We start from the raw sequence: 19,608 nt of genomic DNA, 5'->3' as shown, positions 1-19,608 counted from the left end.
CAGAAAGGGCTGTGATGTCGAGATCCGTCAGACCTTGGGCCGGAAGGATCGCACTGGCGACGGCCGCCCTCGCACTGGCGGGGTGCAGCCAGTCCCCGGCCTCGGAGGCACTCGACGGCGAGGACACCCCCGTCGTGCTGACCACGTTCACGGTGCTGGCGGACATCGCCCGCAACGTCGCCGGCGAGCACGCGAGCGTGGAGTCGATCACGAAGGTCGGGGCGGAGATTCACCACTACGAGCCCACCCCGGGCGACATCGCCAAGGCCTCGGACGCGGACCTGATCCTCGACAACGGGCTGAACCTTGAATCGTGGTTCGAGAAGTTCGTCGAGGAGGTCGACATCCCGCACGTCGTCGTCTCCGAGGGGGTCGAGGCGATGGACATCACCGAGGACGCCTACGCCGGCAAGCCGAACCCGCACGCCTGGATGAGCCCGCTCAACGTCCAGGTCTACGTCGACAACATCGCCGCGGCGCTGAGCGACCTCGCCCCCGCGCACGCCGCGGACTTCACCGCCAACGCCCAGGCGTACAAGGCCGAGCTCCAGGAGGTTCACGACGAGCTGGTCGCCGAGCTGTCGGCGCTGCCGGAGAACGAGCGGGCGCTGGTCACCTGCGAGGGCGCCTTCTCCTACCTCGCCCGCGACACCGGGCTGACCGAGCGCTACATCTGGGCGGTCAACGCCGAGCAGCAGGCCACCCCGCAGCAGATCGCCGCGGCGATCGAGTTCGTGCGGGCGAACGACGTGCCCGCGGTTTTCTGCGAGTCCACGGTGTCCGACAAGCCGATGCGCCAGGTCGTCGAGGCCACCGACGCCGTCTTCGGCGGGACCCTCTACGTCGACTCCCTCTCCGAGGCCAGCGGCCCGGTCCCGACCTACCTGGACCTGATCCGCTACGACGCGCGCGCCATCATCGACGGCCTCACGGGGCGGGCATCGTGACCGCCGCCATCCAGGTGCGCGACGTCGTCGTCCGCTACGGGGAGGTCCTCGCCCTGGGCGGCGTCACCCTCGACGTCGCACCGGGCCGCGTGACCGGGCTGATCGGCATGAACGGCTCGGGCAAGTCCACCCTGTTCAAGACGGTCATGGGCCTGGTGCGCCCCGACCGCGGCCGGGTCCTGCTCGAGGGGGCGGACCCCGCAACCGCCCGCCGGCGCGGCCTGGTCGGGTACGTGCCCCAGAGCGAGGACGTCGACTGGGACTTCCCCGTCTCCGTGCGCGACGTGGTCATGATGGGCCGCTACGGACGCCAGGGCCTGACCCGGCGCGCCCGTCCCGCCGACCAAGCCGCCGTCGACCAGGCGCTGGAGCGGGTGGAGCTGACCGACTACGCGAACCGGCAGATCGGTCAGCTCTCCGGTGGCCAGCGCAAGCGGGCCTTCCTAGCCCGCGCCATCGCCCAGGGCGCCCAGATCCTCCTGCTGGACGAGCCCTTCGCCGGCGTCGACAAGCGCTCCGAGGCCACCCTCGTCCGGCTCCTGCGCGAGCTGGCGGCCGACGGGCGGACCGTCCTGGTCTCCACCCACGACCTCCAGGCCCTCCCGCAGCTCGCGGACGAGGCCGTCCTCCTGCTGCGCCGCGTCCTCTTCCACGGCCCCGTGGGCGAGGCCCTGCGCCCGGACCATCTCGCCCTCACCTTCGGGCTCGACGTCCTCGACCAGGCGCACATCGCATGAACGCCCTCGACCTCCTCCTCGAACCCCTGCAGTACGACTTCATGGTCCGCGCCCTGGCCACCACGATCATCGCCGCGATCGTCTGCGCCGTGCTGTCGTGCTGGCTCGTCCTGGTCGGCTGGTCCCTCATGGGCGACGCCGTCTCCCACGCCGTCCTGCCCGGGGTCGCCATCGCCTACGTCCTCGGCGCGCCGTTCGCCCTCGGCGCGCTCGTGTCCGGCCTGCTCGCCGTCGCCCTCATCGGCGCGATCCGCGGCACCAGCCGGGTCAAGGAGGACGCCGCGATCGGGATCGTGTTCACCACGTTCTTCGCCGCCGGGCTCGTGCTCATCTCCGTCACGCCCAGCCAGACCGACCTGGTCCACATCATCTTCGGCAACATCCTCGGCGTCTCCCGCGCCGACATGCTCCAGATCACCATCCTCGCCGCCGTCGCCTTCGCCGTCCTGATGCTCAAGCGCCGCGACCTCACCCTCTACGCCTTCGACCCCAGCCACGCCCACGCGATCGGCCTCAGCCCCCGCCTCCTCGGCGCCCTGCTCCTCGGGCTCCTCGCCCTGGTCGCCACCGCCGCGCTCCAGGTCGTCGGCGTCATCCTGGTCGTCGCCATGCTCATCATCCCCGGCGCCACCGCCCACCTGCTCACCAACCGCTTCGGCCGCATGCTCCTCATCGCCCCCGTCATCTCCGCCCTGTGCGCGGTGACCGGGATCTACCTCAGCTACTGGGTCGACGCCGCCTCCGGCCCGCTCGTCATCGTCGTCCAGGGCGCCATCTTCGCCCTCGTCTACCTGTTCAGCCCGCGCCACGGCCTCCTCGGACGGCGCCTCCCCGCCCGCCGGGAGCTGCCCGCCGCTCCGCGGTCCTGACCCCCGTCCCTCGCCAAGGGAGTCCTCGCGCAGGACGATCGGCGTGGCCGGTGGCGCAGGGGCGGGAGACCGCGGAAGTCCATGCCCGTTCCCGCACCCCGGCCCGACCGAGCCCCTCTCGGTCGGGTTGGTGGCGACCGGTCTCCGACAGGCGCGGCGAGGAGGGATGAGAATGACCGGCACCACCGCGGCCCACCGCGAGCTGGGGAACACCGGGTACGAGATCTTCGTCGGGGCGCTGTCGATCCTGTCGCTGGTCAACCTCGTGCTGGTGGTCCTGCTCCGGGATCGTGCGACCCAGACGGTCGTCGAAGCCATCGACCTGCTGCTCAGCATCGTCTTCCTGGTCGACTTCGCGGCCCGCCTGCGCCGAGCCCCCTCGCGCTCGGGATACTTCCTGCGCCAGTTCGGCTGGGCCGACCTCCTCGCGAGCCTGCCCTTCCCCCAGGTCAAGGTCCTGCGGGTGTTCCGGCTGGTCCGCGTGATCCGGCTGTTGCGCCGCTACGGAGCTGTCAACATCGGCCGCAGCCTGCTCTCCGACCGCGCCGGCAGCGCCCTGTTCACCGTGCTGTTCATCGGCGTCCTCGTGCTGGAGTTCGGCAGCCTGGGCATGCTGCGCCTGGAGCACGCCCAGCCCGCCGCCAACATCACCACGGCCTCGGATGCCCTGTGGTACACGATCGTCACGATGTCGACCGTCGGCTACGGCGACACGTATCCGGTCGGCAACTCGGCCCGGGCGCTCGGCGTCGGCATCATCGTGGTCGGCGTCGGCATCTTCGGCACCCTGACCGGCTGGCTGGCGAACTTCTTCCTGACCCCGCACCGAACGCAGCCCACGGCGGAGACGCCTGCGACGCTGCGCGAGGCGCAGCAGCGGATCGACCAGATGTCCCAGCTGCTCGACCAGCAGCGTGCCACGCTCGCCGAGCTGCAGGCCCTGCTCCGCAAGCGCGGCTGACCTAGCCCGCGCGGGCCAGGAGCTCGGCGAGCGCGGTGGCGGGGTGGCCGGTCAGCCGCGGGACGACGTCGGAGACGCCGGCCATCTCCCCCGCCGCGATGGCGGTGTAGGTGCTCACCCAGCCGTCCACCTCCCAGGCGGGGGCGCCGTAGCCCGCGCGGGAGGCGTAGGCCTCCTCCACGGTCTCGTCGTGGAAGCGGATCTCGCGGCCCAGGTGGGCGGAGAGGATGGCCGCGGCCTCGGTGAGGGTCAGCTCCTCGGGGCCGGTGAGGTCGTAGACCTGACCGTCGTGCGGGGCCGGGTCGCGCAGGACGGCGGCGGCGACGTCGGCGATGTCGTCCTGGGCGACGGCGGAGACGCGGCCGTCGCCGGCGGGGCCGCGGATGACGTCGTCGTCGCCCATGAGCGCGGGCATGAAGTCGAGGTAGAGGTTGTCGCGCAGGGCCACGAAGGCCAGGCCGGAGGCGCGCAGGTGCTGCTCGGTGGCCCAGTGCAGGCGGGCGTGGGTGAACGTCGCGTCCGGCGCGGCGCCGTAGAAGGAGATGTAGACGATCCGCTCGACCCCGGCGGCGGCCGCGGCGTCGATGAAGGTCTCGTGCTGGCGCAGCCGGTCGGGCGACTCGCTCGCGGAGACCAGGAGCACGGTCGGCACCCCGCGCAGGGCCGCCTCGACGGCCGGGCCGTCGTCGTAGCCGGCGACCGCCACGTCGGCGCCGGGCAGCCGCGGGGCCCGCGCGGGGTCGCGCACCAGCAGCCGCTGCGGCACCCCGGCGGCGGCGAGCCGGCGGGCGACCCGTCCGCCGAGCCGGCCGGTCGCGCCGGTGACGGCGATCGTGGGGCTCGGCACGGCTGCGTCCTCTCGGTCGTCCCGCCTCGGATGGGTCAGGAGGCGGGGATATCGTCCTGGTCGCCGTCCCGTTCGGCGTCGTCGGCGGGCGCGTCGTCGGCCGGCTTGCCGCGCTCGGCCTCCTCGATCACGTCGGGGTCCTCGCCCCCGATGCCGAAGCCGGGGGCGGCGTCGGGCGCGCCGGGGCCGAGGTCGGCGGCGGGGACGCCCTCGCGGTCGGGGTGCAGGTTCGGCTGGAACGGCTGTGCCTGGGACATGTCCCCTGCCTACCATCGCCCGCCGGGCCGCGCCCGGCGGGTCGGTGCGCCCGCGCCAGGCGCGGCGCCTCAGCTCTGCAGGATGCAGAACTCGTTGCCCTCGGGGTCGGCCATGACGGTCCACCGGGTGCCGTCGTCGTGGTCGCCCAGGCGGGTGGCGCCCAGTGCCACCAGGCGCTGGACCTCGGCCTCGCGGTCCTCGGCGTCGAGGTCGAGGTGCATGCGGTTCTTGGCGGTCTTGGCCTCGGGCACCTTGATGAACAGGTACGCGCCGTCGTCGACGACGGCGAAGTCGACCGTCCCGCCGTCGCGCACCGGCTTGCCGAGGGCGGCGGACCAGAACCGGGCGAGGCGCAGGGCGTCCTCGGCGTCGAAGGTGACGCAGTGCGGGGTGAGGCTCATGCCCGCACGGTACGGGCGGTGCGCTCAGGCCGGAAGCGACCCGCCGAGCAGGGCGGCGTAGCGGTCGAGGTCGACGTTGCCGCCGGTGACGATGACGCCCACGCGCTTGCCGGCCAGCTCGGGGGCGAGCTGGCGCAGCCCCGCCAGGCCGAGGGCGCCGGTGGGTTCGACGACGATCTTGAGCGTCGCGGCGAACGTGCGCATGCCCGCGACCAGCTCGGCGTCGGTGGCGGTCAGGACGGCGGTGACCTCGCGGCGCAGGATGGGGAAGGTCAGCTCGCCGAGGTGCTGCGTCTGCGCGCCGTCGGCGATCGTGCGCGGCGCGTCGATGTGGACGATGCGCCCCTCGGCCAGCGAGCGCCGGCCGTCGTCGCCGGCCGCCGGCTCCACCCCGTACACGCGGGCGCCCGGGCTCAGCGCCCGGGTGGCCAGCGCGGTGCCGGCGAGCAGCCCGCCGCCGCCGAGCGGGGCGACGACGGCGTCGAGCGCGCCGACCTCCTCGAGCAGCTCCTGGGCGGCGGTGCCCTGCCCGGCGATGACGTCGGGGTGGTCGTAGGGCGGGACGAGGGTCAGGCCTCGCTCGGCGGCCAGCACCCGGCCGATCTCCTCGCGGTCCTCGGTGTAGCGGTCGTAGGTGACCACCTCCGCGCCGTAGCCGCGGGTGGCGGCGAGCTTGCTCGCCGGGGAGTCCAGCGGCATGACGATCGTGGCCGGGACGTCGAGCAGCCGGGCGGCGAGGGCGACCGCCTGGGCGTGGTTGCCCGAGGAGTAGGCCACCACCCCGGCGCGGCGCTGCTCGGGGGTGAAGCACGAGAGCGCGTTGAACGCGCCGCGGAACTTGAAGGCGCCGACCCGCTGGAAGTTCTCGGCCTTGACGAACACCCGCAGCCCGAGCTCGGCGTCCAGCCGGCGGGAGGTGAGCACCGGGGTGCGGTGGGCATGGCCGCGCAGGCGGTCGGCGGCCGCGCGGACGTCGTCGTAGGTGGGCAGGTCGGCCATGCGAGGAGTCAACCACCGACGACGCCGGAAAATACGTTGCGGCCCGCGGCGGCCCCCTGGTGGGATGAGGTCATGTTCACCGACCACCTCGAGATCGTGTGCCGCACCGGCAGCGAGGTCGTCGGCTGCGCCGTCCGCGGGGTCGCCCCCGCCGGCATCGCGGGCAGCGCCCGCATGACGACCGCCTGACGCATCCGGCGGGGGACGCCTCCGCCGACGTCCCGCCACGCGGCCTCCACCGCACCCCCTCGATCACGCCCCGCACCCCCCGCGGGCCGCGACCGCGCGCGCATCGACGCGCCCCGCTCTCCCAGCGACCGCCCGGCGCTGGGTCCCACCGGAGGAAGGACACCCATGGATCCTCGCACCGCTCGCACCACCCGGCGGGGCGCGCCGGTGGCCAAGATGCCCACCCCGTACCGCGCTCCCGTGACCAAGCAGCAGTACATGAGACGGAGAAGCAGATGAACTGGCTGGAGCTGCACGACCTTCGGGCGCTCGACCTCATCCGCGAGGCAGAGGCGGCGCACCGGCGCCGTGGCGCCTCGCGCGAGCGACGCTCGACCATCTACTTGCGGCGTCACCGCAACGCCGGCCTGTGAGCCGGACCGACAGGACCGTCGACCCGCACGGGTCGGCGGTCCTGTCGCTTGCCCATGTGCCGGCGGCGGCACCGCTGTGCCGCTGAACCGGTCTCAGAGGAAGACGGCGCCCGGGCCCCGGGCGGCGACCTCGTCGTCGGGGTTGCTCAGCGCGCACCGGTCCAGGCTGAGGCAGCCGCACCCGATGCAGCCGTCGAGCTTGTCCCGCAGCCGCTCGAGCCGGGCGATCTGCGCGTCGATGCGGGGGCGCCAGGTGGCCGAGAGCCGGGCCCAGTCCGCCCGCGCCGGGGCGCGGCCCTCGGGCAGCCCGGCGAGCGCCTCGGCGATCTCCTCGAGGGAGAGCCCGACCCGCTGGGCGGTGCGGATGAAGGCCACCCGGCGCAGCATCGCCCGGGGGTAGCGGCGCTGGTTGCCGGCGGTGCGCTCGGAGGAGATGAGCCCGCGCGACTCGTAGTACCGCAGCGCCGACGGCGCGGCGCCGGACCGCGCGGCGAGCTCGCCGATGGTCAGCGTCGCGGTCGGGGGCACCGGCCCACCGTAGCGGGCGTGGCCCCGTCGTCGGTGCCGGCGACGGGTCGGCCCGGCGCGGGCCGCGCCGGCTTGACCTCAAGTCGACTTGAGCTTGCATCGTCCTCTCAGGTGCCGCCGCCGCGGCACGCCACCTGACCTGGGAGAACGACATGATGACCGACGACGCCGCCGGCCCGGCCGCGACCCTGACCCACCGCCGCGAGGGCGACTTCCACGCCCGGGTGGCCGAGCCGACGGCCGATCGTCCGCGACCGCGCCCGTTCGCGTCACGCGCGGGTGTTGCACCACACGCCCATGACGCGAACGGGCGCACTCGGCGCGACGACCCGCCCTCGGCGCCTGTGAGCCACCCTCGGCGCGACGACCAGCCCGCGGTGGCCGCGAACCGCGCCCGGCACCGCACCGCCCGCTGACCGGCCGGGCATCGACCCACATTCGAAGGAGAACGACATGGAGCACTGGCTCCGGCTGCACGAGTACCGCAGCGCCGAGCTCATCCGTGAGGCGCTCGACGCCGCCCGGGTCCGCCGCCTGGGCCGGCGACCGGAGGGGACGCGGTTCCTGCCTCGCGCGCGCCAGGGCGCTCGGGGGCGGTGACGGCGGCGGGACGGCGCCCGCGGCGAGCGAGAGCGACGTCCCGGTGTATCGGGGAGGTCAGCTGAGCGCGAGGGCGTAGCGCTCCTGCCCCCGGCAGGGGTCGGACTGCAGCTCCTGCACCTCCCCGGTGGACCGGAAGCCGAGGCGCTCGTAGAGCCGGCGGGCCGGCTCGTTGCCCTCGGCGATGAACAGGGTCAGCCGGGCGGCCCCTTCGGCCGCGGCCGCCCGGCGCACCGCCTCGACGAGAGCGGGCGCCACCCCGGTCCGGCGCGCCTCCGGCGTCACCCACATGCCGACCAGCTCGCGCTCGTCCTGGCGGCCGGGCTCGGCGTAGAAGGAGGCGATCCCCACGACGACGCCGTCGCGCCGGGCGAGGAAGGTCCGGCCGGCTGCGACGCGCTCACGCCACACGCCGTCGTCGAAGGCCAGCTCGCGGGCGAGGGTGGAGCCGAAGGCCCCCGGGTCGGCGGCGAGCGCGCGCAGGCGCACCTCCCTGACCGCGCGCCATTCGGCGACGTCGGCGGCGCTGACGGTCACGTCCATGGCGCCATGGTGCCAGGACGCCGGATCGCGGGGTGCGGGTCGGCCGACGCCGCGCCCGCGGAGTGCGGCTCGGCGGGCGCCGCCCCCGCAGCGCTCAGGTGACCGGCGTCTGCTGGTGCAGCGCGAGGCGCGGGACGCCGTCCCGCAGCACGTAGGTGCTCGCGAGCACGGCTCGGTAGGTCGTGCCGGACCGCACCCCCTCGAAGGTGTAGACGACGGCGGCCGCGCCGTCGCCCACGGGCACGAGGGTGGCGTCGGTGAAGTCGACCCGCTCCCACCCCGGGCTGGCGTCCATGGCCCGCGCGCACGCCTCGACGTCGAGCACCATGCCGGGGACGACGACGAGGGCGTCCTCGGTGAGGATCCGCCGGTAGGTGGCGCCGTCGCCGTGCGCGAGCTCCCGCTCGGAGGCCATCAGGGTCTCGAGGCTCAGCATGAGGAAAAACGTAGGGGCGCCGCGCCCGCGCCGCACGACAAGCCGGACGAACGACGTCGGCAATAAGCGCCCCGGGGCCCGCGCCGGCCGGGGAGCGGCCGCGGCGGCGGTGGGGCGATGATGGCGTCATGAGCATCGTCAAGATCAACGCCATCACCGTCCCGGCGGACAGCGGGGACGAGCTCGCCCGTCGCTTCGCGCACCGCGCCGGCGCGGTGGACGGCGTGGACGGCTTCGAGGGCTTCGAGCTGCTCCAGCCCACCGACGGGCGCACCACGTGGCTGGTAGTGACTCGCTGGCGCGACGAGGACGCCTACGACGCGTGGGTGCACTCGGAGAGCTTCGGCCACGGGCACGCGCACGGCGGGAGCGAGCACGCGCACGGCGGCGGCCACGCGCACGGCGGCGCGGAGCACCCCCGCCCGGTCGGCCTCGCCGCCGAGCTGTGGAGCTTCGTCCCGGCCGGCGGCAGCAGCGGCGGCGGCGCGAGCGCCTGACGGCGCGGCTCAGGCGTCCGAGGACAGGCCCATCTCGTTGTGGCCGAACTCCTCGAGGAAGCGCGGCCCGCGCGCGGCGAGCTCGGCGTCGAACCGTTCCCGCCAGGTCGCGAACGGCGCCCCGGCGAGGGCGTCGTTGGCGAAGCGGGGGTCGTCCGTGACCTCGGTGACGCAGAAGTCGGGGATCGCCAGGTCGGTCACGGGCCCGCCGCGCTCGCACTCGGCGACGACGAGCGGGGCGTTGGCACCGAGGAACTCGTCGAGCACCCATCCGTCGCTGCCCAGCCACACCGAGTGCCGGTACTTCACCACCCGCTGACCGCCGAGCCGGACCATCTGCAGGCCGACGTTGGGGTCGAGCTCGCGCTCGGCCTCGTAGCGCGTGCCACCGATGTACGGCCCCTTGGCCGTGAGCTCGCAGAAGCTCACCTTGCCGGCGAGCGCCGTGAGCAGCGCGTCGTCCGCCGCCGCGGCGGCGGCCCGGTCGAGCTCGCCGGCCGGCGCCTCGACCCGGATCCGCAGCGCGTACCCCTCGGCGGCGAGGAAGTAGCTCTGCACGATGAGGACGGGCTCGGGCTCGGTGTGCACCACCGCGGGGAGCTGGCGGACGAAGAACTTCCGCTCGAACTCGAAGTCGCCGTAACCGGTGTCGCTCATGGCACGAACGTACCCGCGCCCACCACCTCAGGGGGCCGGGCGCGCGGGCCGGGCGGGCGTCGCGCCCGCACGGCCACCGGCCACAGCATGCGCGTCAGGCTCAGACAAGCGCCCGCAGCGCGGCGTCGAGCCCGGTGACCATGCGCTCGAAGGTCCGCCCGACGTCGCGGGCCATGCGAAACCCGCCCCCGGCGTCCAGGGTGACGAAGCCGTGCAGGGCGCTGCGCACGATCCGCACGGCGTCGACGAGGTCGTCCCCCTTGAGGCCGTAAGCGGCCATCGCGCCGTTGATGACCTCGAGCAGGGCGCCGCCGGCGGCGGCGAGCTCGGGCTCGTCCGGCCCGGCCGCCCGGATCACGGCCGGGTACCGGCCCGGATGGGCGCGGGCGAACGCCAGGTACGCGTGCGCCAGCCCGGCCAGCCCCTCCCCGCGCTCGAGGGCGGGGACGAGGGCCACGCGCAGCTCGTCGAGGGTGCGCGCCGCGATCCGGTCGCGCAGGTCCTCGACGTTGGCGACGTGCTTGTACAGCGAGGGCAGCCGCACGCCGGCGCGCTGCGCCACCGCCGCGAGGGTCAGGCCGTCCCAGCCGACGTCGTCGGCCACCGCGCAGCCGAGCTCGACCACCCGCTCGGGGGTCAGCCCCGCCCTAGGCATCGGCGCGCAGCCCCAGCCGGGCGAGGAAGGCGGTGACGGCGGGGCCGACCGCCGTCGGGTCGTCGGTGTGGGGGTAGTGGCCGGAGGCGGGGCGCACGAGCACCTCGGCGCCGAGGGTCTCCCCCAGCCACGCCGCCTCGGCCGCGGGGTCCTTGAAGTCCGGGTCCTTCCCGCCCATGACCACCAGGGCCGGCGCGCGAACCTCGCCCAGGCGGGCCGCGACCGCGGCGTGGGTCAGCGTCGTGACGGTGGTCCGGAACGCGCGCCAGCGCGCGGGGTCGCGCAGCGAGGCCCGGATGCGGGCGCGGTGCGCGGCGTGGTCCGCCGGGGGCCGCCCGGCGAAGAGCGACTGCTGGTAGGCGGGCCAGACCGCGGGCCCCCACGGGCGGGTCAGGGCCGCGCGCATGAGCCAGGCCAGGACCGGGGACATCGGGACGTCGCGGACGACGGGGCCGAGGAGCACCAGGCCCGCGACGCGATCGGGCCGCTCGGCGGCCGCCCAGCACACGGCGGCGGCGCCCATGGAGTTGCCGACGAGCACCACCGGCGCCTCCGGCGAGAGGGCGTCGGCCAGCGCCAGCACGTCCCCGGCGGTGGGGACGTCGCCGTAGGCGTCGAAGCCCGCGTCGGAGTCGCCGTGGCCGCGCAGGTCGGTCGTGGCCACGCGGTATCCCGCGGCCAGGAGCTGCGGGCCGAGGTAGCGGTACTCCTGGCGCAGGTCTCCCATGCCCGGGACGAGGACGACGAGCGGACCGCTGCCCTCGACGTCGTAGGCGACGCGGCCGCCGGGCCGCTCGATCCACTGGGTGGTTCCCATCTTGATACCTCCGTCCTAGCGGCTAACCTCCTTAGCCGGTATGGCTAATATGATTAGCCATACCGGCGGCGGTGTCAAGAGCGAAGAGCAGGCCGTCTGTTTGTTCCCTGAACGGTCCGACAGGTTCCCGGCCCCTTCTCAGGTTCCCGCCGTTAAGTGGTCGCCACCCCCAGACGCCGGCACGGCAGCCCGCTGGTCGTCCACCCGGCTGGGCACCGCAAGCGCAGCGCCCGGGTGCCGTCCGAAGGAGCGGGACCGTGCGCGCTCATGTGCCCACGCGCGAGAGAACGAGGTGACGAGGATGCCCGTACGACCTGCGGTGCAACGACCTGAGGTGCATCACCGGGCGCTTCGGCCCCGGGGCCTCCCCCGGACGGAGGCGTGATGGGCGCCGCTCCCGGTGCCGCCGTCGCGGCGCCGGCCCGGACGACCGGTGCGCCGGGCAAGGCGCGGTTCCTCGGCGTCGACGTCACCCGCGGGGTGGCGCTGGTGGCGATGCTCGCCGCGAACGTCTGGGACCCGCTGGGGGACGACGGCGGACCCTCGCTGGCGGGCATGACCGTGATCGGCCGGTCCGCGACCTTGTTCGTCATGGTGGCGGGCATCAGCCTGGCCTTCATCAGCGGCGGCCGGCACCCCATGGAAGGGCGGGCCCGCCGCGCCGCCCGGGCCAACATCGCCGTGCGTGCGCTGCTGATCGGCGCCATCGGCCTGGCCCTCGGCTACGTCGCGACGATCTCGGTGATCCTGGCCTACTACGGCGCGTTCTTCCTCCTCGCCGTCCCGCTGATCGGCCTGCGCCCGCGCACGCTGGCCGCCATCGCCGGCGGCCTGGTCGTGGTCAGCCCGCTGGTGATACTCGGGTCGTACGCCCTGGGCTGGCACCCGGCGTTCGACCCGCTCACGCTCACCTCCCCCTTCACCGACCCGATCGGCTTCGTCCAGCAGCTGCTCGTCACCGGGGACTTCCCGGCCGTGACGAACATGGCCTACATCTGCGCCGGCATGGCCATCGGCCGGCTCAACCTGTCCTCCACCAAGGTGGCGGTCCGGCTGCTCGTCGGCGGCACGGCGATGGCGCTCGTCGCCTGGTTCGCGTCACGGCTGCTGCTGTTCGAGCTCGGCGGGGTGCAGCACCTCCTCGCCGCGGGAGCGGGGACGACGCCCGACCAGGTCGTCTGGGACCCCAACGACGTGTCGTCGTGGTGGTGGCTCGTGCCGCCCGAGCATCACTCCGGCACGCCGACCGACATGGTGCACACCCTGGGCTGCGCGATGGCCGTGCTCGGCGCGGTCCTGCTGGTGACCAGGCTGCCCGCCGCGCGGCGCCTGCTCTGGCCGATCGGGGTCGCCGGGGCGATGACCCTGACCATCTACTCCGCCCACACGCCCGTCGCGGCCTCCGACCTCATGGGCGACAACCTCGCCGCCCGCTACCTCCTCATCATCGGCGTGGCCCTGCCCTTCGCCGTCCTCTGGCACAAGTACTTCGGGCAGGGCCCGCTGGAGCGGTTCGTGGCCGCGGGGGCGAACCGCGCGCGGGCCGCGGTGCTGGCCGCTCCCGAGCGGACGGGCAGGAATCGACATGCAGGGGAGGCTGATCCCGCCGGAGAGCCTGATCCCGCCCCTGCGGCCCCGCCTCCGGGGTCGCCGCCGACGGCCGGGCAGCCGCCCGGCGGTCCCGCGAACGACCCGCGCCCGCCCGTGAGCGGCTGACAGGGCCGCGGCCCCGGGAGGACCGCCGTCCACGGCGGCCCCGCCCGGCGCGCGGCCAAGCCGCCGTACCTGTCGGGACGCGTCCCTTACGCTGGCGCCCAGCCGAGCACGAGGGAGCGCCGATGGACGCCGACGTCATCGTGGTGGGAGCCGGCCTGGCCGGGCTCGTCGCCACCGCCGAGCTGGCCGCGGCGGGCCGGCGCGTGCTCCTCCTGGACCAGGAGAACGCGGCCAATCTCGGCGGCCAGGCGTACTGGTCCTTCGGCGGCCTCTTCCTCGTGGACTCCCCCGAGCAGCGCCGCATGGGCGTGCGCGACAGCCTCGACCTCGCCCGGCAGGACTGGGCGGGCACCGCCGGGTTCGACCGGGAGCGGGAGGACCGGTGGCCGCGGGAGTGGGCGCGGGCGTACGTGGAGTTCGCCGCCGGGGAGAAGCGCGCCTGGCTGCGCCGGCTCGGCGTGCGGTTCTTCCCGGTGGTGGGCTGGGCGGAGCGCGGCGGCGAGGCGGCCGGGCCGGGCAACTCCGTCCCGCGTTTCCACATCACCTGGGGCACCGGGCCGGGGCTGCTCGAGCCGTTCGTCCGTCAGGTCCGCGCCGCCGTCGACGCCGGCCTCGTCCAGGTGGCCTTCCGGCACCGGGTGGACGGCCTGACGGTCACCGACGGCGTCGTCGACGGCGTGCACGGCACGGTGCTCGAGCCCAGCCCCGCCCCGCGCGGCGCGCCGTCCTCCCGCACCGCGGTGGGCCGGTTCGAGCGGCACGCCGGCGCCGTCGTCGTCACCTCCGGCGGCATCGGTGGCAACCCCGAGCTGGTGCGCCGCCACTGGCCCGCCCGGCTCGGCACGCCGCCGGAGCACCTGCTCACCGGGGTGCCGGCCTACGTCGACGGGCGCATGCTCGAGACCGCGGTGGCCACCGGCGCCAGCGCCGTCAACCGGGACCGGATGTGGCACTACACCGAGGGCATCACCAACTACGCGCCGGTCTGGCCCGGTCACGGCATCCGGATCCTGCCGGGGCCCTCGTCGCTGTGGCTCGACGCCACCGGGCGGCGGCTGCCCGTCCCGCTGTTCCCCGGCTTCGACACCCTCGGGACCCTGGCGCACCTGCGCCGCACCGGGCACGACCACAGCTGGTTCGTGCTCACCCAGCGCATCATCGAGAAGGAGTTCGCCCTCTCCGGCTCGGAGCAGAACCCCGACCTGACCGGCAAGGACCTGCGCCTGCTCGCCCAGCGGCTGCGCCCCGGCGCGCCCGGACCGGTCGAGGCGTTCAAGGAGCGCGGGGCCGACTTCGTCGTCGCCGGCACGCTCGCCGAGCTGGTCGCCGGGATGAACGCCCTGACGCCGGCGCCGCTGCTGGACCCGGCGCGGGTCGAGGGCGAGGTGGTGGCCCGGGACCGGGAGATGCTCAACCCGTTCACCAAGGACCTGCAGGTGGCCGCGCTGCGCCAGGCCCGCGCCTACCGCGGCGACCGGCTCATCCGGGTCGCCGCGCCGCACCGGCTGCTCGACCCGGCGGCCGGGCCGCTGATCGCCGTCAAGCTGCACGTGCTCACGCGCAAGACGCTCGGCGGGCTCGAGACCGACCTGGACGGGCGGGTGCTGCGCCCGGACGGCGCGCCGTTGCCCGGCCTGTACGCCGCCGGGGAGGTCGCCGGCTTCGGGGGCGGCGGGATGCACGGCTACCGCGCGCTGGAGGGCACGTTCCTCGGCGGGTGCCTGTTCTCCGGGCGGCGGGCCGGGCGGGCGGCGGCCGCGGCCGTGTGAGGGCCGCCCTCGCCGCAGCCAGGTCGAGGTTCTGGTCGTTGTGACAGCCATAATCTCGATCTCGTCGGGCCCTCGCCGCTGCTGCTCGCTCGTACTGGCGTCCGTCATCAACGAGGTGGAGCCGCGGCCTCCCGGTACAGGCGCGCCGCGACGAGCGAGACGCAGGCGGCGAGCAGGACGACGTCGGCGGCGAGCCGCACGCTCACCAGCCCCGGGCCGCGCCACCAGGCCAGCACGGCCAGGGGCACGGCGGTGGCCAGGCAGTAGGCGGCCCACCCGGGCGCGCCGGCGCGGGCGAACCGGCGGGCGAGGACCACCGCGGCGACGATCCCGGCGTTGAGCCCCACCGCCGTCGCGGCGGCGTGCGCGAGGCCGTGCCAGGTGGTCCCCGTCCCGGCGTCCTGGCGCGGGAACCCCAGCCCGCCCGGATCGGTGACGAACACGCCCGCGCCGACGAGCCCGCCGCCCAGCACGGCGAGCGCGACCGGCGCCGCCGTGGCCGCCGGGCCGGGGCGCAGGAGCCGGCGGACGCCGACGGCGAAGCCGCCCACGAGGACGCCGGCGACGACGAAGTTGGTCACCTGGACCCAGCCCGCGCCGCCCCGGCTGAGCAGGCTGAGGGGGTGGCGCAGCACGTCGAAGCCCTCGCGGGTGAGCATCTGGGCGGCCGTGACGGCCACGAACACCGGCCCGGCGGCGACGCCGGCCCCGAGCAGGCGCCGGGTGAGTCGATCCGCCATGCCTCCACCATGCCCCGCGACGGCATCTCCGGTATTGCGGACGTTACACAAGCGTTACCCTCGCGGGGGCAGGAACGGGCCGTGGCCGGACGGAGGCCGGGCGGTGGGCAGGGGATCCCAGCACCTCCCCGGTCCCGCGCAGAGCGAAGGAGCGGACACATGCGTGCACCGAGACTCCGCCGCCGCACGTGGGCGGAGGGGGCGGCGGTGGCCGTCGGCCTCGGGATCGGCCTCGGGACCGCCGCGGGCCTCTCGGCCGGGGGCACCGACGCGCACGCGCCGCGCACGGAGCTCGTCGGCGAGCCCGCGCCGGCGATGGACCCGACCGCCGTCCCCGCCGGCGCGCCCTCGCCCGCGGAGGCACCGGAAGCGCCGTCGCCGGTCGCGCCGTCGCCCGGCGCGCCGGTGCCCGAGTCGTCCCCCGAGCCGTCCGGCCAGCCGGCCCGCGAGCCCCGGCCGCTCCCGACCGCCACCCCGGCCGAGGCGCCGGCCGCCGGGCCCGCGGAGACGGCGACCCCCACGCCCGCCCCGGCCCCCGCACCCCGCCCCACCACCGCCGGCGCCGACAGGCCCGCCGGTCCCACGACCGCCGGCGAGGCCGGAGCGCAGGAGGACCCGACGGACGCTCCCAGCGGGCGGACCGGTGAGCGCGAGCGCGGCCGCTCGGGGCTCCCGCTGCTCCGGTGGCTCGGCGGCTGAGGGCCGGCCCTCGTCCTCCCGGCCCCTCGCCCTGCCATAGGGGCGCCGTATGGGGAGAATCCGGCGTGCGCTGGCGCGCGCCTACTGGGCCGTGAGCCGCTGGCGGTACCGGGCGGAGCCGCTGCCCGACGACGGCGCGGGCATCCTCATCGGGGCCCCGCACACGTCGAACTGGGACTTCGTCCTCATGCTGGCCATCGCGTGGCGTACCGGCATCTCGGTGCGCTTCCTCGGCAAGCACCAGCTCTTCCGCCCGCCGCTGGGCGTGCTCATGCGGGCGCTCGGCGGGATCCCGGTGGACCGGCGCCGTCCCGGCGGGCTGGTCGAGGAGCTGGTCGGGCGGGTGGCGGCCGGGGAGCGCTTCTACCTCGTCATCACGCCCGAGGGCACGCGCGGCGCCGGGTCGGTGTGGAAGTCCGGCTTCTACCGCATCGCCCGCGCGACGGACCTGCCGGTCACCCTCGGCTACGTCGACCGCACGACGATGACCGCCGGGCTGGGGCCGACGTTCCACCTCACGGGCGACGTCGCGGCGGACATGGACCGCATCCGGGCGTTCTACGCCGGCAAGACCGGGGTCAGGCCCGAGCTCGGCACCGAGCCGCGGCTGAGCGACGAGTCAGCCGACCCGCGCGACACCGCCGCGCACTGAGGGCTGCCCTGCCCCGGGGCGTGCCGACCGGGGCGCCGGCCTACCGGGCGAGCCGACCGAGCAGCGCGGCGGCGGCCGCGATGGCTGCCACCGCGGCGACCACGAGCACCCCGAGATCGAGCGGGAGGTGCGCCGGGGTGCCGATGAGCAGCCCCCGCAGGGCGTCGACCTCGTAGGAGAGCGGGTTGACCCGGCTGATCGCCTGCAGCCAGACGGGCATGATCGCCAGCGGGTACAGCGCGTTGGAGGCGAAGAACAGCGGCATGGTGATGGCCTGGCCGATGCCCATGAGGCGGTCCCGGCGCAGCACGACACCGGCGATGGTGATGGACAGGCAGGCGAAGAAGGCCGAGCCGAGCATGACCACGACGACCATGCCGAGCAGGTCGAGGGGGTTGTGGGACAGGGCCACCCCGAGGAGGGCCGCCAGCACGAGCACCACGACCGCCTGGGCGAGGGCGCGAACGCCGGCGGCGAAGGCCTTGCCCGTCACCAGGGCGGCTCGGGGCGTGGGGGTGACGAGCAGCTTGGCGAGCACGCCGGCGTCGCGGTCCCAGATGATCTGGATGCCGTAGAAGATGGCGACGAAGAGCGCGGACTGGGCGATGATGCCCGGCGCGAGGAAGTCGAGGTAGGGCACGTTCCCGGTCGGGATGGCGTGCAGGTGGGTGAAGGTCTGGCCGAACACGAGCAGCCACAGCGCCGGCTGGACCGCCCGGGTGAACAGCTCGGTGCGGTCGTGGCGGAGCTTCTCCAGCTCCACGAGGCAGAAGGTCACGACCCGGGAGGGCAGCACCTGCCATCCCGGCGGGCCGGGCGTCGCCTCAGCCGCGACCGCTGGCGGCGCGGCGCGTGCTGCGGATCGCACGGAAGTCCTCCCCGGTGTCGGTGGCCAGGTGCGTCCCGGCCCAGTGCCGGAACACGTCCTCGAGCGTGGCCCCCTCCCCCTCGGCGGCCCGCAGCTGGCCGGGCGTCCCGGCGGCCCGCAGCCGGCCCAGGTGCATGAGGGCGACACGGTCGCAGTGCTGCTCGGCCTCCTCCATGTAGTGGGTGGTCACCAGCACCGTGGTGCCCTCGGTGGCGACGAGCCCGCCGATGTGGTCCCAGACCTCGTCGCGGGCCACCGGGTCCAACCCGATGGTCGGTTCGTCGAGCACGAGCAGGCGCGGACGGTTGACCAGCGCCTGGGCGAGCTCGAGGCGGCGCACCATGCCGCCGGAGTAGGTGGCGACCAGACGGCGCGCCTGCGGGCCCAGCCCGACCTTGTCGAGCACCTCCGTCACCCGGCGGCGCCGCTCCCGGCGCGGGACGTCGTAGAGCCGCGCGAAGAGGGTGACGTTCTCCAGGCCGGTGAGGGCCGGGTCGGCGGAGAGCTGCTGGGGGACGTAGCCGAGCATGCGGCGGGCCCGCAGCGGGTCGCGGCGGACGTCGACGCCGAACACCCGGACGGCACCCTGCTGGACGGGCAGGAGGGTGACGATGAGCCGGATCGCGGTCGTCTTGCCGGCGCCGTTGGGCCCGAGCAGGCCGAAGACCTCCCCGGGGCGGACGGCGAGGGAGACGCCGTCGACGGCCCGGTGCTCGCCGAAGCGGTAGGTGAGGTCGACGCACTCGACCGCGGTGACGCCCTCGGTCACGCCTTCACGGTACGTCCGCCGACCGGGTCGAACCAGGGGGTGGCGGAGCCGGCCGGGGGCGCACGAAGGCCCCGGCACGCACGGTGCCGGGGCCTTCGATCAGGTGGAGGTCAGTCCACGCCCTGGATCAGAGCGGGCGGACGTTCTCGGCCTGCGGGCCCTTGGGGCCCTGCGTGATGTCGAACTCGACCTTCTGGTTCTCGTCGAGCGAGCGGTAGCCGCTCGAGTTGATGGCCGAGTAGTGCACGAACACGTCGGCGGAGTTGTCGTCGGGGGCGATGAAGCCGAACCCCTTCTCAGCGTTGAACCACTTCACGGTTCCGGTAGCCATGGTGTCTCCTTCAAAGAAGCTCAAACAGTGCCGGGGATTCGGCCCTGCTTGTCACGGTGTTCGTCGTCTGCTCCCTGAAGGAAGAGCAACCCAGCTGGATGCGGGGGCCGTACAAACTCTGAGTGCACTGTAACTGTGGCTTGGAGCCTACGGCATCGGGCCCGCGGGCGCTAATGGTTTTCCCCACGTTCCGCGGCCGGTCCCGGCCGGCGGACGGGGGGCCGCGCCGGGTCGCTCCTACGATGGAGGCCGTGCACATCGTCTCACCCCCGCCGCAGGACCCGGGACTGGCACGCCTGCTGGTGGCCGCGGTGGACGAGCTCAACGCCCGGTACCCCGAGGACCCGACCGACCACGTGCTCGACCCGCGCGCCCGGTTCCTCCTCGCCGACCTCGACGGCGAGCCGGCCGGTTGCGTCGCGCTGGTGCCCCTGGAGCCGGGCGTCGGGGAGATCAAGCGCATGTTCGTCGATCCCGCCCACCGCGGCCGGGGCGTCGCGACGCACCTGCTCGCCGCCCTGGAGGAGCGGGCTCGCGCCGCGGAGGTCCGCACGCTGGTGCTGGAGACGGGCGTGCGGCAGCCGGAGGCGGTCGCGCTGTACGAGAAGCTCGGCTTCCACCCGGTCGAGGCCTACGGCTCGCACGCGGGCAACCCGCTCAGCCTCTGCTACGCCAAGGCGCTCTGACCCGAGTTCTGCGGGCGGGGCCGC

At 74.9% G+C, this 19,608-nt stretch carries 26 protein-coding genes; 12 read left to right on the top strand and 14 right to left on the bottom strand.

Going from position 1 to position 19,608, the window contains the following annotated elements; genetic code table 11:
* The first annotated feature begins 14 nt into the window (after positions 1–14).
* The 4 genes from GD970_RS10635 (at position 15) to GD970_RS10620 (ending at position 3,514) form a co-directional block, all read left to right on the top strand.
* The gene (locus tag GD970_RS10635) at positions 15–947 is read left to right on the top strand and encodes a metal ABC transporter substrate-binding protein (RefSeq protein ID WP_152202864.1); all 933 of its coding nucleotides are present in this window, start codon (positions 15–17) and stop codon (positions 945–947) included.
* Entirely contained in the window at positions 944–1,684 is a 741-nt protein-coding gene (locus GD970_RS10630; protein WP_152202863.1) for a metal ABC transporter ATP-binding protein, read from the top strand. The genes GD970_RS10635 and GD970_RS10630 overlap by 4 nt, the downstream gene beginning before the upstream one ends.
* Positions 1,681–2,553, top strand: a complete 873-nt coding sequence (locus GD970_RS10625) for a metal ABC transporter permease (RefSeq protein ID WP_152202862.1) — start codon at positions 1,681–1,683, stop codon at positions 2,551–2,553. Before GD970_RS10630 ends, GD970_RS10625 begins: the two co-directional genes overlap by 4 nt.
* A 172-nt stretch (positions 2,554–2,725) precedes the next feature.
* Positions 2,726–3,514 (top strand): ion transporter, encoded by a 789-nt coding sequence (locus tag GD970_RS10620; protein WP_152202861.1) that lies wholly within the window; start codon positions 2,726–2,728, stop codon positions 3,512–3,514.
* Position 3,515: 1 nt separating this feature from the next.
* Here the strand turns inward: GD970_RS10620 and GD970_RS10615 are convergent, their stop codons facing one another.
* From GD970_RS10615 to GD970_RS10600, 4 genes are all read right to left on the bottom strand, one after another.
* On the bottom strand, positions 3,516–4,361 hold the full coding sequence (locus tag GD970_RS10615) for an SDR family oxidoreductase (protein ID WP_152202860.1): 846 nt from the start codon (positions 4,359–4,361) through the stop codon (positions 3,516–3,518).
* Positions 4,362–4,396: 35 nt separating this feature from the next.
* The gene (locus GD970_RS10610) at positions 4,397–4,618 is read right to left on the bottom strand and encodes a hypothetical protein (RefSeq protein WP_152202859.1); all 222 of its coding nucleotides are present in this window, start codon (positions 4,616–4,618) and stop codon (positions 4,397–4,399) included.
* 69 nt (positions 4,619–4,687) lie between these two features.
* Entirely contained in the window at positions 4,688–5,020 is a 333-nt protein-coding gene (locus GD970_RS10605; RefSeq protein ID WP_152202858.1) for a VOC family protein, read from the bottom strand.
* Between the two features lie 24 nt (positions 5,021–5,044).
* Complete coding sequence (locus tag GD970_RS10600) at positions 5,045–6,019, bottom strand: threo-3-hydroxy-L-aspartate ammonia-lyase (RefSeq protein ID WP_152202857.1); 975 nt, start codon at positions 6,017–6,019, stop codon at positions 5,045–5,047.
* Positions 6,020–6,483: 464 nt separating this feature from the next.
* On the opposite strand from GD970_RS10600, the gene GD970_RS21630 reads away from it, so the two are divergent.
* Complete coding sequence (locus GD970_RS21630) at positions 6,484–6,621, top strand: hypothetical protein (RefSeq protein WP_155524126.1); 138 nt, start codon at positions 6,484–6,486, stop codon at positions 6,619–6,621.
* A 93-nt stretch (positions 6,622–6,714) separates the two neighbouring features.
* Here the strand turns inward: GD970_RS21630 and soxR are convergent, their stop codons facing one another.
* A complete protein-coding gene (gene soxR, locus GD970_RS10595) occupies positions 6,715–7,149 on the bottom strand; it encodes a redox-sensitive transcriptional activator SoxR (RefSeq protein WP_152202856.1) in 435 nt (144 codons plus the stop codon).
* Between the two features lie 453 nt (positions 7,150–7,602).
* On the opposite strand from soxR, the gene GD970_RS21625 reads away from it, so the two are divergent.
* Positions 7,603–7,749 (top strand): hypothetical protein, encoded by a 147-nt coding sequence (locus GD970_RS21625; RefSeq protein ID WP_155524127.1) that lies wholly within the window; start codon positions 7,603–7,605, stop codon positions 7,747–7,749.
* Positions 7,750–7,806: 57 nt separating this feature from the next.
* On the opposite strand, the gene GD970_RS10590 is transcribed toward GD970_RS21625, so the two are convergent.
* Both GD970_RS10590 and GD970_RS10585 read right to left on the bottom strand, forming a co-directional pair.
* A complete protein-coding gene (locus GD970_RS10590; RefSeq protein WP_152202855.1) occupies positions 7,807–8,292 on the bottom strand; it encodes a GNAT family N-acetyltransferase in 486 nt (161 codons plus the stop codon).
* Between the two features lie 94 nt (positions 8,293–8,386).
* Positions 8,387–8,728, bottom strand: a complete 342-nt coding sequence (locus GD970_RS10585) for a nuclear transport factor 2 family protein (RefSeq protein ID WP_152202854.1) — start codon at positions 8,726–8,728, stop codon at positions 8,387–8,389.
* A gap of 128 nt (positions 8,729–8,856) precedes the next feature.
* Here GD970_RS10585 and GD970_RS10580 point away from each other — a divergent pair, with 128 nt between their 5' ends.
* Positions 8,857–9,225 carry an antibiotic biosynthesis monooxygenase family protein gene (locus tag GD970_RS10580; protein WP_152202853.1) on the top strand — a complete coding sequence of 123 codons (369 nt, stop codon included), beginning with the start codon at positions 8,857–8,859 and terminating at the stop codon, positions 9,223–9,225.
* Positions 9,226–9,234: 9 nt separating this feature from the next.
* On the opposite strand, the gene GD970_RS10575 is transcribed toward GD970_RS10580, so the two are convergent.
* The 3 genes from GD970_RS10575 to GD970_RS10565 form a co-directional block, all read right to left on the bottom strand.
* Positions 9,235–9,882, bottom strand: a complete 648-nt coding sequence (locus GD970_RS10575) for a CYTH domain-containing protein (RefSeq protein WP_152202852.1) — start codon at positions 9,880–9,882, stop codon at positions 9,235–9,237.
* 100 nt (positions 9,883–9,982) lie between these two features.
* Complete coding sequence (locus tag GD970_RS10570; RefSeq protein WP_152202851.1) at positions 9,983–10,537, bottom strand: TetR/AcrR family transcriptional regulator; 555 nt, start codon at positions 10,535–10,537, stop codon at positions 9,983–9,985.
* Positions 10,530–11,354 (bottom strand): alpha/beta fold hydrolase, encoded by an 825-nt coding sequence (locus GD970_RS10565; RefSeq protein WP_152202850.1) that lies wholly within the window; start codon positions 11,352–11,354, stop codon positions 10,530–10,532. The genes GD970_RS10570 and GD970_RS10565 overlap by 8 nt, the downstream gene beginning before the upstream one ends.
* Before the next feature lie 384 nt (positions 11,355–11,738).
* On the opposite strand from GD970_RS10565, the gene GD970_RS10560 reads away from it, so the two are divergent.
* Complete coding sequence (locus GD970_RS10560) at positions 11,739–13,070, top strand: heparan-alpha-glucosaminide N-acetyltransferase domain-containing protein (protein WP_152202849.1); 1,332 nt, start codon at positions 11,739–11,741, stop codon at positions 13,068–13,070.
* A gap of 122 nt (positions 13,071–13,192) precedes the next feature.
* Positions 13,193–14,839, top strand: a complete 1,647-nt coding sequence (locus GD970_RS10555; RefSeq protein WP_152202848.1) for an FAD-binding dehydrogenase — start codon at positions 13,193–13,195, stop codon at positions 14,837–14,839.
* A 107-nt stretch (positions 14,840–14,946) separates the two neighbouring features.
* Here the strand turns inward: GD970_RS10555 and GD970_RS10550 are convergent, their stop codons facing one another.
* A complete protein-coding gene (locus GD970_RS10550; protein WP_152202847.1) occupies positions 14,947–15,579 on the bottom strand; it encodes a DUF998 domain-containing protein in 633 nt (210 codons plus the stop codon).
* 159 nt (positions 15,580–15,738) lie between these two features.
* Here GD970_RS10550 and GD970_RS10545 point away from each other — a divergent pair, with 159 nt between their 5' ends.
* Both GD970_RS10545 and GD970_RS10540 read left to right on the top strand, forming a co-directional pair.
* Positions 15,739–16,278 (top strand): hypothetical protein, encoded by a 540-nt coding sequence (locus tag GD970_RS10545; RefSeq protein ID WP_152202846.1) that lies wholly within the window; start codon positions 15,739–15,741, stop codon positions 16,276–16,278.
* Positions 16,279–16,327: 49 nt separating this feature from the next.
* Positions 16,328–16,930 (top strand): 1-acyl-sn-glycerol-3-phosphate acyltransferase, encoded by a 603-nt coding sequence (locus GD970_RS10540; protein WP_152202845.1) that lies wholly within the window; start codon positions 16,328–16,330, stop codon positions 16,928–16,930.
* A 40-nt stretch (positions 16,931–16,970) separates the two neighbouring features.
* Here GD970_RS10540 and GD970_RS10535 read toward each other — a convergent pair whose 3' ends face one another.
* The 3 genes from GD970_RS10535 to GD970_RS10525 form a co-directional block, all read right to left on the bottom strand.
* Complete coding sequence (locus tag GD970_RS10535) at positions 16,971–17,798, bottom strand: ABC transporter permease (RefSeq protein WP_152202844.1); 828 nt, start codon at positions 17,796–17,798, stop codon at positions 16,971–16,973.
* Positions 17,755–18,603, bottom strand: a complete 849-nt coding sequence (locus tag GD970_RS10530) for an ABC transporter ATP-binding protein (protein ID WP_152202898.1) — start codon at positions 18,601–18,603, stop codon at positions 17,755–17,757. The genes GD970_RS10535 and GD970_RS10530 overlap by 44 nt, the downstream gene beginning before the upstream one ends.
* A gap of 91 nt (positions 18,604–18,694) precedes the next feature.
* Positions 18,695–18,898, bottom strand: coding sequence for a cold-shock protein (locus GD970_RS10525; RefSeq protein ID WP_152202843.1), 204 nt, complete (start codon positions 18,896–18,898; stop codon positions 18,695–18,697).
* A 251-nt stretch (positions 18,899–19,149) separates the two neighbouring features.
* Here GD970_RS10525 and GD970_RS10520 point away from each other — a divergent pair, with 251 nt between their 5' ends.
* Positions 19,150–19,584 (top strand): GNAT family N-acetyltransferase, encoded by a 435-nt coding sequence (locus GD970_RS10520; RefSeq protein ID WP_170297293.1) that lies wholly within the window; start codon positions 19,150–19,152, stop codon positions 19,582–19,584.
* Positions 19,585–19,608 lie beyond the last annotated feature (24 nt).

The organism is Georgenia thermotolerans (assembly GCF_009193185.1).
GTDB classification, from domain to species: domain Bacteria; phylum Actinomycetota; class Actinomycetes; order Actinomycetales; family Actinomycetaceae; genus Georgenia; species Georgenia thermotolerans.
The sequence above is the reverse complement of the archived record's forward strand: the minus strand, read 5'-3'. Positions and strand labels throughout refer to the sequence as shown.

What these genes read in the sequence shown, in the direction of transcription:
- GD970_RS10635 (WP_152202864.1), top strand. Translation starts at nt 15, where the DNA reads ATGTCGAGATCCGTCAGACCTTGGGCCGGAAGGATCGCACTGGCGACG.
- GD970_RS10625 (WP_152202862.1), top strand. Translation starts at nt 1,681, where the DNA reads ATGAACGCCCTCGACCTCCTCCTCGAACCCCTGCAGTACGACTTCATG.
- GD970_RS10620 (WP_152202861.1), top strand. Translation starts at nt 2,726, where the DNA reads ATGACCGGCACCACCGCGGCCCACCGCGAGCTGGGGAACACCGGGTAC.
- GD970_RS10610 (WP_152202859.1), bottom strand. Translation starts at nt 4,618, where the DNA reads ATGTCCCAGGCACAGCCGTTCCAGCCGAACCTGCACCCCGACCGCGAG.
- GD970_RS10605 (WP_152202858.1), bottom strand. Translation starts at nt 5,020, where the DNA reads ATGAGCCTCACCCCGCACTGCGTCACCTTCGACGCCGAGGACGCCCTG.
- GD970_RS10600 (WP_152202857.1), bottom strand. Translation starts at nt 6,019, where the DNA reads ATGGCCGACCTGCCCACCTACGACGACGTCCGCGCGGCCGCCGACCGC.
- GD970_RS21630 (WP_155524126.1), top strand. Translation starts at nt 6,484, where the DNA reads ATGAACTGGCTGGAGCTGCACGACCTTCGGGCGCTCGACCTCATCCGC.
- GD970_RS21625 (WP_155524127.1), top strand. Translation starts at nt 7,603, where the DNA reads ATGGAGCACTGGCTCCGGCTGCACGAGTACCGCAGCGCCGAGCTCATC.
- GD970_RS10590 (WP_152202855.1), bottom strand. Translation starts at nt 8,292, where the DNA reads ATGGACGTGACCGTCAGCGCCGCCGACGTCGCCGAATGGCGCGCGGTC.
- GD970_RS10585 (WP_152202854.1), bottom strand. Translation starts at nt 8,728, where the DNA reads ATGCTGAGCCTCGAGACCCTGATGGCCTCCGAGCGGGAGCTCGCGCAC.
- GD970_RS10580 (WP_152202853.1), top strand. Translation starts at nt 8,857, where the DNA reads ATGAGCATCGTCAAGATCAACGCCATCACCGTCCCGGCGGACAGCGGG.
- GD970_RS10575 (WP_152202852.1), bottom strand. Translation starts at nt 9,882, where the DNA reads ATGAGCGACACCGGTTACGGCGACTTCGAGTTCGAGCGGAAGTTCTTC.
- GD970_RS10570 (WP_152202851.1), bottom strand. Translation starts at nt 10,537, where the DNA reads ATGCCTAGGGCGGGGCTGACCCCCGAGCGGGTGGTCGAGCTCGGCTGC.
- GD970_RS10565 (WP_152202850.1), bottom strand. Translation starts at nt 11,354, where the DNA reads ATGGGAACCACCCAGTGGATCGAGCGGCCCGGCGGCCGCGTCGCCTAC.
- GD970_RS10560 (WP_152202849.1), top strand. Translation starts at nt 11,739, where the DNA reads ATGGGCGCCGCTCCCGGTGCCGCCGTCGCGGCGCCGGCCCGGACGACC.
- GD970_RS10555 (WP_152202848.1), top strand. Translation starts at nt 13,193, where the DNA reads ATGGACGCCGACGTCATCGTGGTGGGAGCCGGCCTGGCCGGGCTCGTC.
- GD970_RS10550 (WP_152202847.1), bottom strand. Translation starts at nt 15,579, where the DNA reads ATGGCGGATCGACTCACCCGGCGCCTGCTCGGGGCCGGCGTCGCCGCC.
- GD970_RS10545 (WP_152202846.1), top strand. Translation starts at nt 15,739, where the DNA reads ATGCGTGCACCGAGACTCCGCCGCCGCACGTGGGCGGAGGGGGCGGCG.
- GD970_RS10540 (WP_152202845.1), top strand. Translation starts at nt 16,328, where the DNA reads ATGGGGAGAATCCGGCGTGCGCTGGCGCGCGCCTACTGGGCCGTGAGC.
- GD970_RS10525 (WP_152202843.1), bottom strand. Translation starts at nt 18,898, where the DNA reads ATGGCTACCGGAACCGTGAAGTGGTTCAACGCTGAGAAGGGGTTCGGC.